Below are 15,412 nucleotides of genomic sequence, written 5' to 3' on the forward strand. Positions count from 1 at the left end.
ATCGCTCGTTCCCGCTTACCTGCGCTCGTTCGCAGGAGTGAGCCTCAGGAGTAAAGCAATGACCGATCAGCCCAAATCCGAATCCGGCTTCCAGTACTCCCTCAGCAATCTGAAGCCCGTGACCCCCGCCGCCAAAGTCACCCTCACCTTCCCGGACGGCGCCCGGCGCGAATACGACAAGAGCATCACCGGCCTCGAGATCGCCAAGGGCATCTCGCCGTCGCTGGCCAAGCGCACGGTCGCGATTGCGCTCGACGGCGTCATCGCCGACCTCGACGATCCCATCGAAGCCGATGCCAAGATCGAGCTGATCAATCGCGACGATCCCCGCGCGCTCGAATTGATCCGCCACGACTGCGCCCACGTGCTCGCCGAAGCCGTGCAATCGCTGTGGCCCGGCACCCAGGTCACCATCGGCCCGGTGATCGAGAACGGCTTCTATTACGACTTCTTCCGCAACGAGCCGTTCACGCCGGAAGATTTTGCCGCGATCGAGAAGAAGATGCGCGAGATCATCGCGCGCGACAAACCCTTCACCAAGGAAGTCTGGGATCGCGAAAAGACCAAGCAGGTGTTCCGCGATAAGGGCGAGGCCTTCAAGGTCGAGCTGGTCGATGCCATTCCCGGCAACGAGCCAATCAAGATCTACTACCAGGGCGACTGGTTCGACCTCTGCCGCGGTCCGCACATGACCTCGACCGGCAAGGTCGGCAACGCCTTCAAGCTGATGAAGGTGGCCGGCGCTTATTGGCGCGGCGACAGCAACAACCCGATGCTGACCCGCATCTACGGCACCGCCTTCGCCAAGCAGGAGGACCTCGACGCTTACCTCAAGCAGATCGAGGAAGCCGAAAAGCGCGACCATCGCAAGCTCGGGCGCGAGCTCGACCTCTTCCATTTCCAGGAGGAAGGTCCGGGCGTCGTGTTCTGGCACCCGAAGGGCTGGACCATCTTCCAACAGCTGATCGCCTATATGCGGCGGCGTCTGACCGGCGACTACAGCGAGGTCAACGCGCCCCAGATCCTGGACAAGGTGCTGTGGGAGACCTCGGGCCATTGGGGCTGGTATCGCGAGAACATGTTCGCGGCGCAGTCGGCCGGCGACGAGGCCGAGGACAAGCGCTGGTTCGCGCTCAAGCCCATGAACTGCCCCGGTCATGTGCAGATCTTCAAACATGGCCTGAAGAGCTATCGCGACCTGCCGCTGCGCCTCGCCGAGTTTGGCGTGGTGCACCGCTACGAACCCTCCGGCGCCATGCACGGGTTGATGCGCGTGCGCGGCTTCACCCAGGACGATGCGCACGTCTTCTGCACCGAGGACCAGCTCGCCGATGAATGCCTGAAGATCAACGATCTGATCCTGTCCACCTATGCGGACTTCGGCTTCACCGGCGATCTCACCGTGAAGCTGTCGACCCGGCCGGAAAAGCGCGTCGGCACCGATGCGATGTGGGACCACGCCGAGCGCGTGATGGCGACAGTGCTGCGCGAGATCCAGTCGCAAAACAACCACATCAAGACCGAGATCAATCCGGGCGAAGGCGCCTTCTACGGGCCGAAGTTCGAATATGTGCTGCGCGACGCCATCGGCCGCGACTGGCAGTGCGGCACCACGCAGGTCGACTTCAACCTGCCGGAGCGGTTCGGGGCCTTCTACATCGACCATGACGGTGGCAAGAAGCCGCCGGTGATGGTGCATCGCGCGATCTGCGGCTCGATGGAGCGTTATATCGGCATCCTCATCGAGCACTATGCCGGCAACTTCCCGCTCTGGCTGTCGCCGGTGCAGGTGGTGGTCACCACCATCACCTCCGAGGCCGACGACTACGCCAAGCAGGTCGTCGAGCAGGCGCGCCGCGCAGGCCTTCGGGTCGAGATCGACCTGCGCAACGAGAAGATCAACTACAAGGTCCGCGAGCACTCGCTGGCCAAGATCCCGGCGCTGCTGGTGGTCGGCAAGAAGGAAGCTGAGACGCAATCGGTCTCGGTCCGCCGCCTCGGCAGCGACGGCCAGAAGGTGATGACGACGGTAGAGGCGATCACCGCCCTGCTCGACGAGGCGACCCCGCCGGACGTCCGGCGGGCGCGCGGCGCCGTCTGATCCCTGAAATCGGTCTAAACTCGCTTCCGGTTGCGGGCGTGCATGCCTATCTCGGGTCTGCACGCCCGCCGACCAGCTGAAGAGGATAACGCAGTGCGAGATGCCATCGAACTTCTGAAGACCCGCCGCTCGGTCAAGCCGCGCGAGATGACCGGGCCCGGCCCCTCGGCAGCCGAGCTCGAGACGATCCTCACCATCGGCGCGCGCGTGCCCGATCATGGCAAGCTGGCGCCCTGGCGCTTCATCATTTTCGAGGGCGACGCGCGCCAGCGTGCCGGCGAGGTGATCGCGAAGGTCTTCGCTCGGAAGAATCCCGGCGCGCCTGCCGCCGACGTCGAGGTCGAACGCAAGCGACTCATGGACGCACCGCTCGTGATCGGCATCGTCAGCTTCACCAAGCCGCATCCGAAGGTCCCGGCCTTCGAGCAGGAATTGTCGGCGGGCGCCAGCGCCATGAACATCGTCACGGCAGCAACCGCCCTCGGCTACGGCGCGTGCTGGCTGACCGGCTGGTTCTCCTTCGACCGCGACGTCCTCGATGGCCTCGGCCTCAAACCGGACGAAAAGCTCGCCGGCTTCATCCATGTGGGCACGCCGACCAAGCCGAGCGAAGACCGTCCGCGACCGTTCCTTTCGGAAATCGTGACGCGCTTTTAATCGAAGTCTTGTTGACGCCTCCGATGTCTTGCGGCTTTGTTCCCGACCAGGGAGGAAGCCCGGATGAGACGCCGTGAATTTCTGGTCGGGGCCGCGCTGCTGGCCGGCTCGATGGGACGAAGCCGCGCCGCCGCCAACATCCCCGCCCCGTCGCCCGACGGTCTCGATCGCATCACCGCCTATTTCAACAACGAGGTCGGAAGCGGCCGGCTGCCGGGCGCCGTGATCATGGTCCAGCAGCACGGCAAGCCGGTCTACCTCAAGACCTTCGGCGTACGCGACGTCACAACCGGCCTTGCCATGACGCCGGACACGATCTTCGCCATCCACTCGATGACTAAGCCGATCACGTGTCTCGGCGCGATGATGCTGATCGACGAGGGCAAGCTCGCGCTGACCGACCCCGTGTCGAAATACGTCCCTCTCTTCTCCCATACCAAGGTGGGCCTCGAGATCACCAAGCCGGACGGCAAGCTGGAGCTCGACCTCGTCCCGCCGGTCCGTCCCGTCAACATCGAGGATCTGCTGCGGCACACCTCGGGCATCAGCTACGACTATATCGGCGGCAAATGGGTCGAGCAGGCCTACAAGGCAGCTAACATTTTCGAGGGCCCCTTCGACAACAGGGAGTTCGCCGACCGCATCGCCAAGCTGCCGCTGGCGCGGCAGCCGGGAACGCTCTGGCGCTACGGCCATTCCACCGACGTGCTCGGCGCCGTCATCGAGATCATCTCGGGCCAGACGCTCTACGCGTTCCTGAAACAGCGCATCTTCGATCCGCTCGGCATGAGCAGCACCAAATTCGCGCTGACGACAGAGGACGAGCTGGCGCGGATGGCGCGGCCGTTGCCGAGCGATTTCATCCTGCTCGCTGCCGAACGCGAGCGCCTCAGCCATCCCGAATGGCAGTCCGGTGGCGGCGGGCTGCTCTCGACCATCACCGATTATCAGCGCTTCTCGCAGATGCTGCTCAACGGCGGCGAGTTCGAGGGCAAGCGCTATCTGAGCCCTGCCGCATTCAAGGCCATGACCACCGATCACATCGGCCCCGACTCCGGCGTCGGACGCGACTATTTCTATTTCCCGGGTGACGGCTTCGGCTATGGCTACGGCCTTGCGGTGCGAACCGATCCCGGCAACGCCAAACCGCCGCCGCCGGGCTCGCTCGGCGAGCTGAAATGGGACAGCGGCAGCGGCACCTATTTCGGCGTCGATCCCAAGCTCGACATGGTCTACCTCATGATGCAGCAGACCCAGAACGAGCGCAGCCGCATCACACCCGCGTTCAAGGCGCTGGTCTACGACTGCTACCCGGAAGCGTTACGCCGCCCGTGAGGCGCGCTGGCCGAAATCGACGAGCAGCTTTGCGATCTCGGCGGCGGGCCGCGCCGCGCTGAACAGGAAGCCCTGCACCTCGTTGCAGCCTTCGGCGCGCAGCCAGTCGAGCTGATCCTCGGTCTCGACGCCTTCCGCCGTCGTGGTGATGTTGAGGCTGCGGCCGAGACCGGAGATCGCCCGCACGATCGCGCTGCAATCGGGCCGCTGCGCCAGATCCTTGACGAAGGACCGGTCGATCTTGATCTTGTCGAAGGGGAAGCTGCGCAGATAGCTCAGACTCGAATAGCCGGTGCCGAAATCGTCCATGGAAATGCCGACGCCGAGCTCGCGCAGCTGATGCAGGATGGCGAGGTTGGCCTCGGTCTCCGCCAGGAAGATCGATTCGGTGATCTCGAGTTCGAGCCGCCGCGGCGACAGGCCGGACTGCGCCAGGGCCGAAATCACGATTTGAACCAGATTGCGGCTGCGGAACTGCGCCGGCGACAGATTGACCGCGACCTTGACGTCGGCCGGCCATTTGACGGCCTCAGCGCAGGCCTCGCGCAGCACCCATTCGCCGAGCTGGGTGATCAGACCGATGTCCTCGGCGACCGGAATGAACTCGGCGGGCGAGATCATGCCCTTCTCCGGATGACGCCAGCGCAGCAGCGACTCGAAGCCGGAGATGCGATCCGAGGCAATCGACACCAGCGGCTGGTAGTGCAGCTCGAACTCGCCATTGGCAAAGGCGCGGCGCAGATCGAGCTCCATGTCGCGGCGCTTCTGTGCCTGGAGGTCCATCTCGCGCTCGAAGAAATGGTGCATGCCGCCGCCGTCGGACTTGGCCCGGTACAGCGCCATGTCGGCATTGCGCATCAGCTCCTCGGACGTCGTGCCGTCGCCCGGCGACAGCGCGATGCCGATGCTGGCGCCGATCACCATCTCCTGGCCGTCGATGTCGTAGGGCGCCTTCAGCATGTCGATCAGCAGGGTCGCGCAAGCGCTGGCTTCGTTCGGCGAGACGTCAGCCGCGAGGATGACGGCAAACTCGTCGCCGCCGAGCCGGGCCGCGAGATTGGCACCGCGGACCGCGGTGGTGAGGCGTTCGGCAACCTGCTTGAGCAGGCGATCGCCCGCCGGATGGCCGAAGGAATCGTTGATGTTCTTGAACAGGTCGAGATCGATATAGAGCACGCCGACCCGTTTTCCTCCGGCCTGGTCCAGCGCCTGCTTCAACCGCTCCTGGAATTGTTCGCGGTTCGGCAGGTCGGTGAGCCCGTCATGATGGGCCATATGGGCGATCCGCGCCTCGGCCTTGCGCCGCTCGGTGATGTCGACCACCGCGACCAGATAGCCGTCGCGATCGCCGAAAGCGACGCGGCGGCCGAAGGTGAGCACCTCGATCTCGCTGCCGTCGGCGCGCAAATGCCGCCAGTTGCGCGAGGAATGATAGGAATCGCCAACGCGCTCGAGCGCCTCGGCGTGGCTCTCCCACTCGTCCTCGGGCCAGATCTCGTGCAGCCTCATGCGCAGGAAGGTGGCACGGCTGTAGCCGTAATGCTGGACCGCGGCGTCGTTGACGCTGAGGAAATGCTTGGTCTCGGCATCGAACACCCACATCGGCATCGGGTTGTTGTCGAACAGCAGGCGGAACGAGGCGTCACGCCGCTTTAAGGCGGTCACGTCGGAGATCGTCAGCGAGACCACGTCGGCGAAGGCGATGGCGCTGAGCCTGAGGTAGCGGCCCTCGTTCTCGATCTCGAGCTGTTCGCCGCGGCCGCCCGAGACGGCCTCGAGCAGAAATTCCATCACCTCGGGCGCAGCCAATAGCGTGCTTCCCTCACGGACCCGCCGCCACAACAGGCTTCCGGCCGCGGCCTTCAGCAGCGCGCCTGCGCTCCTGTTGTGGTGCACGACCTGGAGATCGAACGGCCTGCCCGCAGCATCGCGCAACGTTGCCAGCGAGACGACCGCGTCGTCGGTCGCCGAGAAAATCGCATCGAGCAGATTATATTGCGTGCCGCGCTCGTTGACGTAGGCGCCAACCAGCGTGGCGCCCCAGCGCGAGGCGGTCGGCAGCGCGAGCAGATCGTAGATCCTCACCATGCCGTCCCGCACGCAATGCGCGCTCGCGTGATGCGGCTGTCCCGTCGCAAGCGCGATCGCCGCTGCCTCCGTCAGCGCCGTGGCGCAATCGGGCGACAGCTCCGCGACCGGAATGTCCCAGCGCTCCTCGCCGAGCCATTTCTGCACGTAACGTCCGCTGCGCGACAATTCGAGCGCGCCCTCACCCCTGAGCAGCGCGATGTGGTCGGCGAGCCGACCGAGGCTGCCGAGCATCACGTCCTCGTAGCGCGGCAACCGTTCGCCGGGCTTCAACGCGGCACGCCATTTGCGCCGAAGCACCGGGATGTCATCGAACATTTCGGCGGCCGGTTTTCCCGACACTTTCTTCGCGGCAGTCATGGCAGTCCCCAACGCACTATCCCGGCGCATCCAATGCGGAGGCACTTAACGGCGTGTAAAAGCAACGCAGACGCGGGTTCCGTTCGGTGATTATGACAGTTTTAAGTCAGGCGTTGGTTAGTGGGGGTTAGAGACTATGACGGTTGTGCAAACTGCCACGCAGAGCGCGATGACGCGGTGTATCGCGACGATCACTTCTCGTGTCCCGGGCGCGCTGCAACGCGCAAGCGTTGCTGCGCAGAGCCGGGACCCAGGACGCCGCAGGACTGGCTGGTGCATGGGCCCCGGCTCTGCAGCGCACCGTCGAAGAGACGCTGCGCTGCGTCCGGGGCACGAGAGTGGAGTTTGGCGCACGGAAACCTCCGCCGTCATTGCGAGCGGAGCGAAGCAATCCAGACTGCTTCCGCGGAAACAGTCTGGATTGCTTCGTCGCAAGGGCTCCTCGCAATGAGAATGGGGCGACATGGTCGCTTCATCGTTCGCATCTTTGATTGTAGACATACCTTCGCAGCCTCGCGGCTGATCTCGCCCGAGCTTTGCGTCGATGCCTCACCCTCGATTGAAAAGGGCGCAGGGAAGACCGGGTGCCGGCCGGGCACCCACGGTCCACTGTGCGAAAGCGTGTGCTTTACAAGATTGCACAGCGGCATACAGGTGAAGCCAAGCAACCGGCCTTCCCTGCGCAGTGGTTTTACGGCTTATGTCGTGCTCTCCCTGGGGAGCGATGCACTATTGCCCCCGTCGCCTTGCGGATGGCTGATGCGCGCGCCCGGTTGGGCCGCCACATCACCGCAAGACTTGGCGCACAGACCCCGGGCGCCAGGACGACACGATTTTACCGTACGCGAACCGCACCCGTCGTTGACGCGACGCGTTCGCTCACGGTTGCCCGCCCTGCGAAGCTTTTCGCGCCGGTGTGACCCACGTCCACCGCCGCCCGGCCCGCGTTCGTGACGATCGCGATACGCCCCTCTTCGTTGGGCCGGGTTGCGGCGATACGTACGCCGTTTCCGAATTTCGGTAAAGAAGAATGTTTTTGACGGTGTCCGTTGACCTACGACTGGCGTGTTTTGCCCGGCGGGCAACGCAAGGTCTTGTAGCCCGGATGAGCGCAGCGACATCCGGGATTCTGCCGGCAGCGTCCCGGGTATCGCTTCCGCCTTCGCTCGTTGAGCTACGGCGGACAAGTCGCTCACGCGGGCTACGGGAATGTGCGCGCAGGAACGCCGCTAATCCTCGCTCGAGGCGGCGGAGCGGTTGTGCAGATAGGCCTGCGACAACAGGAAGAACAAGGCGCGCTCGCCTTGATATTTGGCGGACGGCCGGGTGCGCTCGAAGCCGTCGGCAAAGACCTTGCCGGACTGGCCGCACACTTGCCATCGCCAGCCGAACCGCTTGCGCCTGGTGAGGATCACTTCGAACATGCCGACGGGCTAGGTCCCCTGCTCCTGCCGGTCTCGCAAGGCACGCGCCTGCTCCGGCCTCCCCCGTTAGACGGATGCCCGACATATAACGCAGCAGGATGGAAAGAGAATAAAATTGATGATCGGAAATTGGTCTCTTCCACCGCCGTGGTGAACTCGCGGAGCGCTGGAATAAGACGGCGCGAACGGTGTTCGTTCAAGTCCTTCGCGGCAGCCTGATAGCGCTCACAGCGTATTCAAGGCGGTACACAAGAAGCGGCAAACGGTGAGCATCCGCTCACCCGACACGCGACGACGAAGGTAACTGGGGGTAGATCGTTCGTGCGCCAGATGAGAGATATCGCGCCTGAAGGCAAAGGCGGCGCATGGCATGCGGCATTGCCGAAGGTCTATCGCGCGACAACCTCGACTTCGCCGTCGACGCCGTTCACGACGTTGAAGCCGCGCTCGTAGACTTTACCTTCGTTCTTGGCGATGGCGCGGTATTCGCCTTCGGAGAGGACGACGCGCGGGAAGGCGCCGATCGATTCCTTGATGACGTCGCCGCCCGGGGTGATCACCGACCAGGCGGTGTTGGCGAGCGCCTCGCCGCCCCTGTCGCTGACGAGCTTGAGCGTGATCACGGCGGCGCGGTGGGTGATGGTGACGTCGGTGAGCTTGCCGGCCTGGACGCGGATGTCCGAGCGCACCACCGAATTGGCGTCGCCATAGTTGGAGACGATGTAATAGGTGCCTTCCGGGATGAGCACGACGTCGCCGGCGGCGACGTTGGGCACCAGCGAGGCGCGCTCGCCGGATTCGAACTGGCTGCCCTTGTAGATCGAGAACGAGATCTGGTTTTGCGGAATGCGGCTGGTGCCGACGCGGCCCTCGATGCGCAGGCCGCCGGCGGGCAGGACGAAGGATTCGCGATCCGTCTCCGCCTTCAGGCTGACGGTGCGCACCGCGCTGACGAGGCCGAAGGCGACGTGGACGACGTAATTGCCCGGCGGCAGCACGATGTTGGGCGCGGCATTGCGGTCCTCGCGGATCAGCTTGAAGGTGCCGTTCTCGTCGGGACGGTCGGCGAACACGCGCCAGACCAGGCCGCTGGTGATAGCGGGCGAATCCTTGCCGTATCTCGCGGTCAGCGACAGCACGCCCTGGCCCGGCACGGCTGCATTCAGCGGCGCGGCCGGCGGTACGGTCGTGACCGCGGGCGGCGGCATGCTGGGCGAGAGCGGCTGCATCAGCGTCGGCGGCAGGCTCGGAGGGCCGGCGCCCGGCCCGGAGGGTGCGGCCAGATTGATGGCGGCGCCGGGATCGGGCACCGAAGCAGGGGGCACCGGCGGCGGACGATCGGAGAAAAGCTGCGCCTGAGCGGCGCTCTGGCCCAAGACCATGAGGCAGGCGGCAAGGCTCAGCGCCGGCAGCAGCCGAACGCTGCGCCGCCATCCGATGATGCCGTCACCCCCGCGTGTCATGCCTCCTGCTTTTCACCGAAAACGCGGCAAATTCAAGCCTCGGAACCCCCAAGGAAATACGGTTCTGGGGAACCCGATTGCCGCCTGCGTGATTGGCCGAGGACGACCAGCCGTCGCCACACTGCTGCCCCCTGCTTCCCGAACGGTATAAACCATGCTTCACCCTCGTTATGGCGGAGCGGAGGTGCGGCGCCTACTCTGGTGTGAGGCTGGCCCGGGCAGGAGAGTTTTTCGGTGCTGGAAATTTTGAAAGGTCGGGGCGCGAACGGCTCCAACGGGGAAAAAGCGGGGGAGAAGGTGGGGCTCGGCACCACCCGCCGGCCGGTCATCGGCCTTGCCCTCGGCGGTGGCGCGGCGCGCGGCTTTGCCCATATCGGGATCATCAGAACTCTGATCGCCAATGGGATCGTGCCCGACGTCGTGGTCGGCACCTCCATCGGCGCCGTGGTCGGCGGACTTCATGCGGCCGGCCGGCTGGATACGTTCGAAGATTGGGGGCGCAGCCTGCAGGGCATGCGCAACATCCTCGGCTATCTCGATATCCGCCTGAATGGCTCCGGGCTGCTCGGCGGCGAGAAATTGGCAACCCGGCTCGAGGAGGCGGTCGGACAGGCCCTGATCGAGGACCTCCCGATCAAGTTCGCCGCCGTGGCGACCGAGGTCCGCACCGGCCACGAGATCTGGCTGACACGCGGCCGCGTGGTCGATGCGATGCGCGCCTCCTATGCGCTGCCCGGCATCTTCGCGCCCGTCCTGATCGGCGACCGTTGGCTGGTCGACGGCGCGCTGGTCAATCCGGTGCCGGTCTCGGCCGCCCGCGCGCTCGGCGCCGAAATCGTCATCGCCGCGAATCTTTCCAGCGACATCTTCACCCATTCCACGACGATCTATTCGCACGGCGCGATGCCCGCGCCAGTGGCAGTCGTACCCGAAGTGTCGACTGCCAAGCGGCGCTTTCCGCGATTTTTCTCACCCGAGAAGACCATGAAGCGCGAGTTCTTCGGCGGCGGGGGACGGCCCGGCATTTCCTCCGTGATGGTGGATGCCTTCAACATCATGCAGGACCGCATCACGCGCGCCCGCCTTGCCGGCGATCCGCCCGACCTGTTGATCACACCGCGCGTCGGCCAGTTCGGCTGGTTCGACTTCCATCGCTCCGAGGACCTGATTGCGCACGGCACGCGCGCCGCCGAGCGCGCGCTGGACTCGATCCAGGAGGCGATCCACGTGCTGGCGCCGCCTCCTGAAGGGGCAGCGCCCACCGCACAAGAGTGAGGTCCGATCAGGCGGTCTTGATGTAGTCGCGCAGGGCTTCCTGCTCGGACTCGTATTCCTGGACGCGGCGCTTGACGATGTCGCCGATCGAGATCAGGCCCACCACCTTGCCGTTGTCGATCACGGGCAGGTGGCGGAACTTGCCCGTGGTCATCGTCTCCATGAGCTCGGCGACCGTATCGGTCTCCTTGCAGGTGACGACCTTGCGAGTCATGACCTGGGCAACCGGTTCGTCCAGCACGCTGGCGCCGCGCTCGCCGAGCACGCGCACGATGTCGCGCTCGGACAGGATGCCTTCGAGCCGGCTCTGGTTCATCACCAGCACCGCACCGATCTTCTTCTCGCCGAGCAGCTTGACCGCGGCCGACAACTTGGCGTCGGGCTCGACGCTCATGATCTGATGGCCCTTGGTATTGAGAATGGAACGTACCGTCATTGTCGCCTCCCAGAATCGGAGCCGTCCGCGTGCGGCGGTCCGGACTTGTTCGCGAGTCTTCAACTAACAGTTACAGCGCCGGTTTCACGCTCGTGCGCTTTGCGAAGCGCTGCCGCTATGGGCTTGCCGCTTCGGAACATTCTTCCGGGGAATGATGGATGAATTCGGGCGACGCCGCAAGCGCCGCTTCAAATATGGTCTGAAACGTCGCGTGATGACGCATCCGCAGCATCGCTTCGCACGCGCGGCACGGGATCGAACAGCGCGAACAGCAGGAGCCCTGCGAAGAAGCCGCCGATATGCGCCTGCCAGGCCACGCTCGTTGTCTCGGCATCGACGCCGATCGCGCCGAGACCGAAAATGATGTTGACGCCGAACCAGACCGCGAGAAAGCCGACCACGCGCCCGTCGCGCAGCGCGCGCGAGAGCGGCAGCGCCGGAACCTTCGCGGCGGTATCGGCGTCCGAGCGGCTGAACGACAGGAAGCTGCCGCGGGCGAATGCGAAGCGGATCGCTGCCGCCATTGCGCCGGACACCGAAGCTGAGGCGCCGATCATCGGCGCCACCGCATGCTCATGGGTGACGAGATGGGCGAGCGCGCCGGCCGCCGCCGTCACCGCCATGAACACGAAGAACCTGACGGCGCCGAACCGCCGCGCCAGCGCGCTGCCGAACGGCAACAGCCACAGCACGTTGAAGCCGAGATGGGTCAGATTGGCGTGTAGCAGCGAATAAGTGACGAAGGTCCAGACCTTCGCCCCCGCCCCGCCCGGGATCTGCAAATTCAGTAACGAGGAATCGTACCGCTTCGGGATGAAGCCGAAGACGTCGATGGTCCAGTTCTCGAGCTCCGGCGGCAGCAGCACCCGCAGATGGATCACCGCGAGCAGGACGATATAGGCGGTCAGCGCCGCCGGCAGCGTCAGGATCGGCTCACGCGGAGCCTCCTCCTGGACGGCCGGCAGATCCGGAGACTCCTGCGGCGGAGAATTTGGCGGGGAATCCAAGGCAGCTTCGCTTTCAGCGCGATCGGAGCGACGTGCTTGGAGATAGTCGCCTTTGCCGCCCCTGCGCAAGTGCACAAGAGGAAAAGGCAGGGCCCTGGGGAGCCCTGCCTGTCCATGTCGGTCTTCCGGTACTCCAAGGAATAAGGTGTATCCCCACCCCTCCCCGCGGCCCGTGACCAAACTGTTTGACGCCCTGTGTACAGGCCTCGCCGAGAACCTGGAAAACCGGCGGGGCTTGCGACCGCGGTCACCATAGCAGGCGGGGCGGCGGCGCAAAGCGCATAGTTAATTTAACGTTAACGGTGCAAAGAAAGCTCCCAGGGGGCCTAAAACACGCCCGCGGCATGGACGCTGCAAATCCCCTCCTGCACAACAACCAAAGGGATCGCGGGTGCACTGAAGCGGGACAGGTTTGTCCCGTGGGGTTGCACCCCGGGGTTAGCGTTCAGTCATGAAACATCCGTCGAGCCGCGCGTTCTTCGCGTATTGGGACAAGAAGCGTGGCACCGCGCGGGCGCCTGATCGGGCCGACATCGACCCGGCTGCCGTCCGCGATCTGCTCAGCGACATCTTCGTGCTGTCCTGCGAGCCCAATCTCGGCTTCCCGTTCCGCGTGGCCGGCACGCGGGTCTGCGCGCTCGCCGGGGGCGACCTCAAGGACCGGAGCTTTGCGGCGCTGTTCACGCCGGAAACCCGCGGCGAGATCGAGGAGATCACCACCATCGTCGCCGACGAGACGCTGGGCGCGATCGCCGGCCTCACCGCCGCGCGCGAGGACGGCAGCAAGGCGCATCTCGAGCTGCTGCTGCTTCCCTTCAACGCCCGCCCGCACACACCCGTTAGCGTAACCGGCGTGCTCGCACCGTTCGACGATGAATGCGGCACGCTCAGTGCCTTCACCCTCACCTCATGGCGCTATCTGCATCAGCCGGAGAAGCTGCTGCCGCGCGCAATCCGCAAACTGCAGATCGCACGCGGGCTGATGGTGTATGAGGGGCTGCGCTAATTTCGAAAGCGCAGGCGACCGTGTCGATCGCCGCGCGGCATGGCCGCTTTTGCCGGATTTGCGTCATTCCTGAAGTCGTCGCGAGCGGCTAGCTTCCGCGCCGCGTGAGACGACGAGCGGATGACATCATCATGAGCTGGCGCATTCTGGGCTGGACCGTACTCGGCGGCGTGGCACTGCTCGCCGCGATCGGCGGAACATGGCTGCTTCTGCTGCCCGGCGCGCCGGCATCGGGAACCGCGCCTGCGATCTCCAGCGAGGAAGCCGCGGCGACGCTGGCCGCGTTGAAACCGCCGAAACGAAAGCGCCCCTTGATCGCCATCGTCGGCATCAACGACATGACCGAGACCACCGACTATCTGATGCCCTACGGCATCCTCGCACGCGCCGACATCGCCGACGTCCTCACCTTGGCAACGCAGCAGGGGCCTGTCACGCTTTATCCTGCGCTCAAGGTGCAGCCCCACGCGACAATTGCCGACTTCGATGCGGCGCATCCGGACGGCGCCGACTACGTCATCGTGCCCGCGATGAGCCGTGACGACGACGCAACGGTCCTGCAATGGATCAGGAGCCAGGCTGGCAAGGGCGCGATCGTGATCGGCGTCTGCGTCGGCGCCACCGTCGTTGCCAATACCGGGCTGCTCGACGGCAAGCGGGCCACCACGCATTGGTATTCCGTGCGCGATCTTCGCAAGCATGCGACGATCCGCTATGCGCCGGACCGCAGACTGGTCGTCGACCAGGGCGTCGCGACGACAACCGGCATCACCGCATCCATGCCGATGGCCCTCACCTTGATCGAGGCGATCGCCGGCCGGGCCAAGGCCGAGGCGGTCGCCCGCGACATCGGGCTTGCCGCGTGGGATGCGCGCCACCGCAGCGACGCCTTCAGCTTCACGCGCCCCTTCGCGCTGACCGCAATCGCCAACACGCTCGCGTTCTGGAACCGCGAGCAGCTCGGCATCGCGTTGACGCCCGGCATCGACGAGGTCTCGCTCGCGCTGATTGCCGATGCATGGTCGCGAACCTATCGCTCGCGCGCCCTCACCTTCGCCGCAACGGCGCAGGTTCAGAAGAGCCGCGGCGGTCTCGGCATCCTGCCGGAGCGGATCGCCGCGGACTGGCCGGCACAGCAGACGCTGCCGGATACCGTCATCTCGCCGCCGGCGCAGGCCTTGGACGACACGCTGCGCGCGATCGAGACGCGCTATGGATCGCGCACGGCCGATTTCGTGGCGATGCAGCTGGAATATCCGAGATAGCGGCAGTAAAGATCTATTCGACATGAGCAAGCCGCACTGGCGTCCCGCGCGCGCATCCGACATTGCTGCGATCGACGCCATCGCGGCGCGAATCCATCCTGGTCTGTTCGAACGCCCTGACGTGCTCGCAGAGAAGATACGGCTTTGTCCCGATGGCTGCCACGTGCTCGCTGCGGAGGAAGCGATCGTCGGCTACGGGCTCGCCCATCCCTGGAGGCAATATCAAATTCCGCCGCTCGACGGATTCCTCATTAGGCTGCCTGACGATGCGGACTGCCTCTACGTGCACGACGTCGCCGTGCTCCCCGGCGCCCGCGGCGGTGTCGCACGCGCCTACATCGCGACGATCGAACAGCTCGCGCGCGCATCCGGCATCGCGGCGCTCGCGCTGGTCTCGGTCTATGCCACACAGCCGCTATGGGAGCGCCTCGGCTTTCGGGCCGTGACGGCGGATGCGGAATTGCGCGTCAAGCTCGCATCCTACGGTGATGGCGCGACGTACATGCTGCGCGATCTCGCTGCGACGTGACGCCCTCCCCGGTCGCGGCTCACGCGGGCGTGAAGCCGCACGCTCGAACCGGCTTCGGCCGGCCTCCGTCGAAGAAACGTGCGGACCGTTCCGGTCTCGCCGAACCGAGACTGGAGAACGTCCATGAAGCTCACATTGTCGAAAGCTGCTTTGATTGCATTCACTGCGACGGCCGCGTTCAGCGCGACCAGTGCCAACGCCACGCAGTACCGGGCCTACGGCTGCGAGTTCGCCTTCTTCGAGGGCTGTGCCGGTCTGGTCGAGGTGCCGAACCAGGGCGGACGGCGCGCTCGTACCGCTCCCGATATCTCGCCCGTCTACATGAAGCAGACCGACCCGCGCTACAATTCGGTGCTGCATGACGCCGGTGGTGGCGGAGGTGGCGGTGGTGGTGGTGGTGGCGGCGGCCGCTGAACTCACTGCCGGAATTCTGGGATGATGTCGCCGGTGCGACCCGGCGGCATCA

At 65.2% G+C, this 15,412-nt stretch carries 13 protein-coding genes; 8 read left to right on the forward strand and 5 right to left on the reverse strand.

What is annotated here, in order from left to right:
- The first annotated feature begins 58 nt into the window (after window positions 1–58).
- The 3 genes from thrS (at window position 59) to BCCGELA001_RS23445 (ending at window position 4,093) form a co-directional block, all read left to right on the forward strand.
- On the forward strand, window positions 59–2,101 hold the full coding sequence (thrS, locus tag BCCGELA001_RS23435) for a threonine--tRNA ligase (RefSeq protein WP_008549803.1): 2,043 nt from the start codon (window positions 59–61) through the stop codon (window positions 2,099–2,101).
- Between the two features lie 93 nt (window positions 2,102–2,194).
- Complete coding sequence (locus BCCGELA001_RS23440) at window positions 2,195–2,758, forward strand: nitroreductase family protein (protein WP_060736421.1); 564 nt, start codon at window positions 2,195–2,197, stop codon at window positions 2,756–2,758.
- 63 nt (window positions 2,759–2,821) lie between these two features.
- The gene (locus BCCGELA001_RS23445) at window positions 2,822–4,093 is read left to right on the forward strand and encodes a serine hydrolase domain-containing protein (RefSeq protein WP_008549817.1); all 1,272 of its coding nucleotides are present in this window, start codon (window positions 2,822–2,824) and stop codon (window positions 4,091–4,093) included.
- On the opposite strand, the gene BCCGELA001_RS23450 is transcribed toward BCCGELA001_RS23445, so the two are convergent.
- From BCCGELA001_RS23450 to BCCGELA001_RS23460, 3 genes are all read right to left on the reverse strand, one after another.
- Window positions 4,079–6,541 (reverse strand): putative bifunctional diguanylate cyclase/phosphodiesterase, encoded by a 2,463-nt coding sequence (locus BCCGELA001_RS23450; protein WP_060736422.1) that lies wholly within the window; start codon window positions 6,539–6,541, stop codon window positions 4,079–4,081. The genes BCCGELA001_RS23445 and BCCGELA001_RS23450 overlap by 15 nt on opposite strands.
- Window positions 6,542–7,770: 1,229 nt before the next feature.
- Window positions 7,771–7,965 carry a hypothetical protein gene (locus BCCGELA001_RS38180; RefSeq protein ID WP_008549840.1) on the reverse strand — a complete coding sequence of 65 codons (195 nt, stop codon included), beginning with the start codon at window positions 7,963–7,965 and terminating at the stop codon, window positions 7,771–7,773.
- Window positions 7,966–8,354: 389 nt separating this feature from the next.
- Window positions 8,355–9,428: a hypothetical protein gene (locus tag BCCGELA001_RS23460; protein ID WP_008549843.1), complete on the reverse strand. Its 1,074-nt coding sequence runs from the start codon at window positions 9,426–9,428 to the stop codon at window positions 8,355–8,357.
- 234 nt (window positions 9,429–9,662) lie between these two features.
- Here BCCGELA001_RS23460 and BCCGELA001_RS23465 point away from each other — a divergent pair, with 234 nt between their 5' ends.
- On the forward strand, window positions 9,663–10,703 hold the full coding sequence (locus tag BCCGELA001_RS23465; RefSeq protein WP_060736423.1) for a patatin-like phospholipase family protein: 1,041 nt from the start codon (window positions 9,663–9,665) through the stop codon (window positions 10,701–10,703).
- A gap of 7 nt (window positions 10,704–10,710) precedes the next feature.
- Here BCCGELA001_RS23465 and BCCGELA001_RS23470 read toward each other — a convergent pair whose 3' ends face one another.
- Complete coding sequence (locus tag BCCGELA001_RS23470) at window positions 10,711–11,139, reverse strand: CBS domain-containing protein (RefSeq protein ID WP_008549846.1); 429 nt, start codon at window positions 11,137–11,139, stop codon at window positions 10,711–10,713.
- 188 nt (window positions 11,140–11,327) lie between these two features.
- Window positions 11,328–12,146 (reverse strand): rhomboid family intramembrane serine protease, encoded by an 819-nt coding sequence (locus tag BCCGELA001_RS23475; protein ID WP_060737793.1) that lies wholly within the window; start codon window positions 12,144–12,146, stop codon window positions 11,328–11,330.
- Window positions 12,147–12,597: 451 nt separating this feature from the next.
- On the opposite strand from BCCGELA001_RS23475, the gene BCCGELA001_RS23480 reads away from it, so the two are divergent.
- From BCCGELA001_RS23480 to BCCGELA001_RS23495, 4 genes are all read left to right on the forward strand, one after another.
- The gene (locus BCCGELA001_RS23480; protein WP_060736424.1) at window positions 12,598–13,152 is read left to right on the forward strand and encodes a PAS domain-containing protein; all 555 of its coding nucleotides are present in this window, start codon (window positions 12,598–12,600) and stop codon (window positions 13,150–13,152) included.
- A 131-nt stretch (window positions 13,153–13,283) separates the two neighbouring features.
- Complete coding sequence (locus tag BCCGELA001_RS23485) at window positions 13,284–14,417, forward strand: DJ-1/PfpI family protein (protein WP_008549858.1); 1,134 nt, start codon at window positions 13,284–13,286, stop codon at window positions 14,415–14,417.
- Window positions 14,418–14,439: 22 nt separating this feature from the next.
- Entirely contained in the window at window positions 14,440–14,946 is a 507-nt protein-coding gene (locus BCCGELA001_RS23490; protein ID WP_008549860.1) for a GNAT family N-acetyltransferase, read from the forward strand.
- Window positions 14,947–15,069: 123 nt separating this feature from the next.
- A complete protein-coding gene (locus tag BCCGELA001_RS23495; protein WP_008549862.1) occupies window positions 15,070–15,360 on the forward strand; it encodes a hypothetical protein in 291 nt (96 codons plus the stop codon).
- Window positions 15,361–15,412 lie beyond the last annotated feature (52 nt).

It is taken from the genome of Bradyrhizobium sp. CCGE-LA001, from assembly GCF_000296215.2.
Classification (GTDB): domain Bacteria; phylum Pseudomonadota; class Alphaproteobacteria; order Rhizobiales; family Xanthobacteraceae; genus Bradyrhizobium.

Excerpts from the sequence above, each read along its gene's own strand:
- BCCGELA001_RS23445 (WP_008549817.1), top strand. The coding sequence starts at position 2,822 with ATGAGACGCCGTGAATTTCTGGTCGGGGCCGCGCTGCTGGCCGGCTCG.
- BCCGELA001_RS38180 (WP_008549840.1), bottom strand. The coding sequence starts at position 7,965 with ATGTTCGAAGTGATCCTCACCAGGCGCAAGCGGTTCGGCTGGCGATGG.
- BCCGELA001_RS23495 (WP_008549862.1), top strand. The coding sequence starts at position 15,070 with ATGAAGCTCACATTGTCGAAAGCTGCTTTGATTGCATTCACTGCGACG.
- BCCGELA001_RS23450 (WP_060736422.1), bottom strand. The coding sequence starts at position 6,541 with ATGACTGCCGCGAAGAAAGTGTCGGGAAAACCGGCCGCCGAAATGTTC.
- BCCGELA001_RS23485 (WP_008549858.1), top strand. The coding sequence starts at position 13,284 with ATGAGCTGGCGCATTCTGGGCTGGACCGTACTCGGCGGCGTGGCACTG.
- thrS (WP_008549803.1), top strand. The coding sequence starts at position 59 with ATGACCGATCAGCCCAAATCCGAATCCGGCTTCCAGTACTCCCTCAGC.
- BCCGELA001_RS23480 (WP_060736424.1), top strand. The coding sequence starts at position 12,598 with ATGAAACATCCGTCGAGCCGCGCGTTCTTCGCGTATTGGGACAAGAAG.
- BCCGELA001_RS23490 (WP_008549860.1), top strand. The coding sequence starts at position 14,440 with ATGAGCAAGCCGCACTGGCGTCCCGCGCGCGCATCCGACATTGCTGCG.
- BCCGELA001_RS23460 (WP_008549843.1), bottom strand. The coding sequence starts at position 9,428 with ATGACACGCGGGGGTGACGGCATCATCGGATGGCGGCGCAGCGTTCGG.
- BCCGELA001_RS23470 (WP_008549846.1), bottom strand. The coding sequence starts at position 11,139 with ATGACGGTACGTTCCATTCTCAATACCAAGGGCCATCAGATCATGAGC.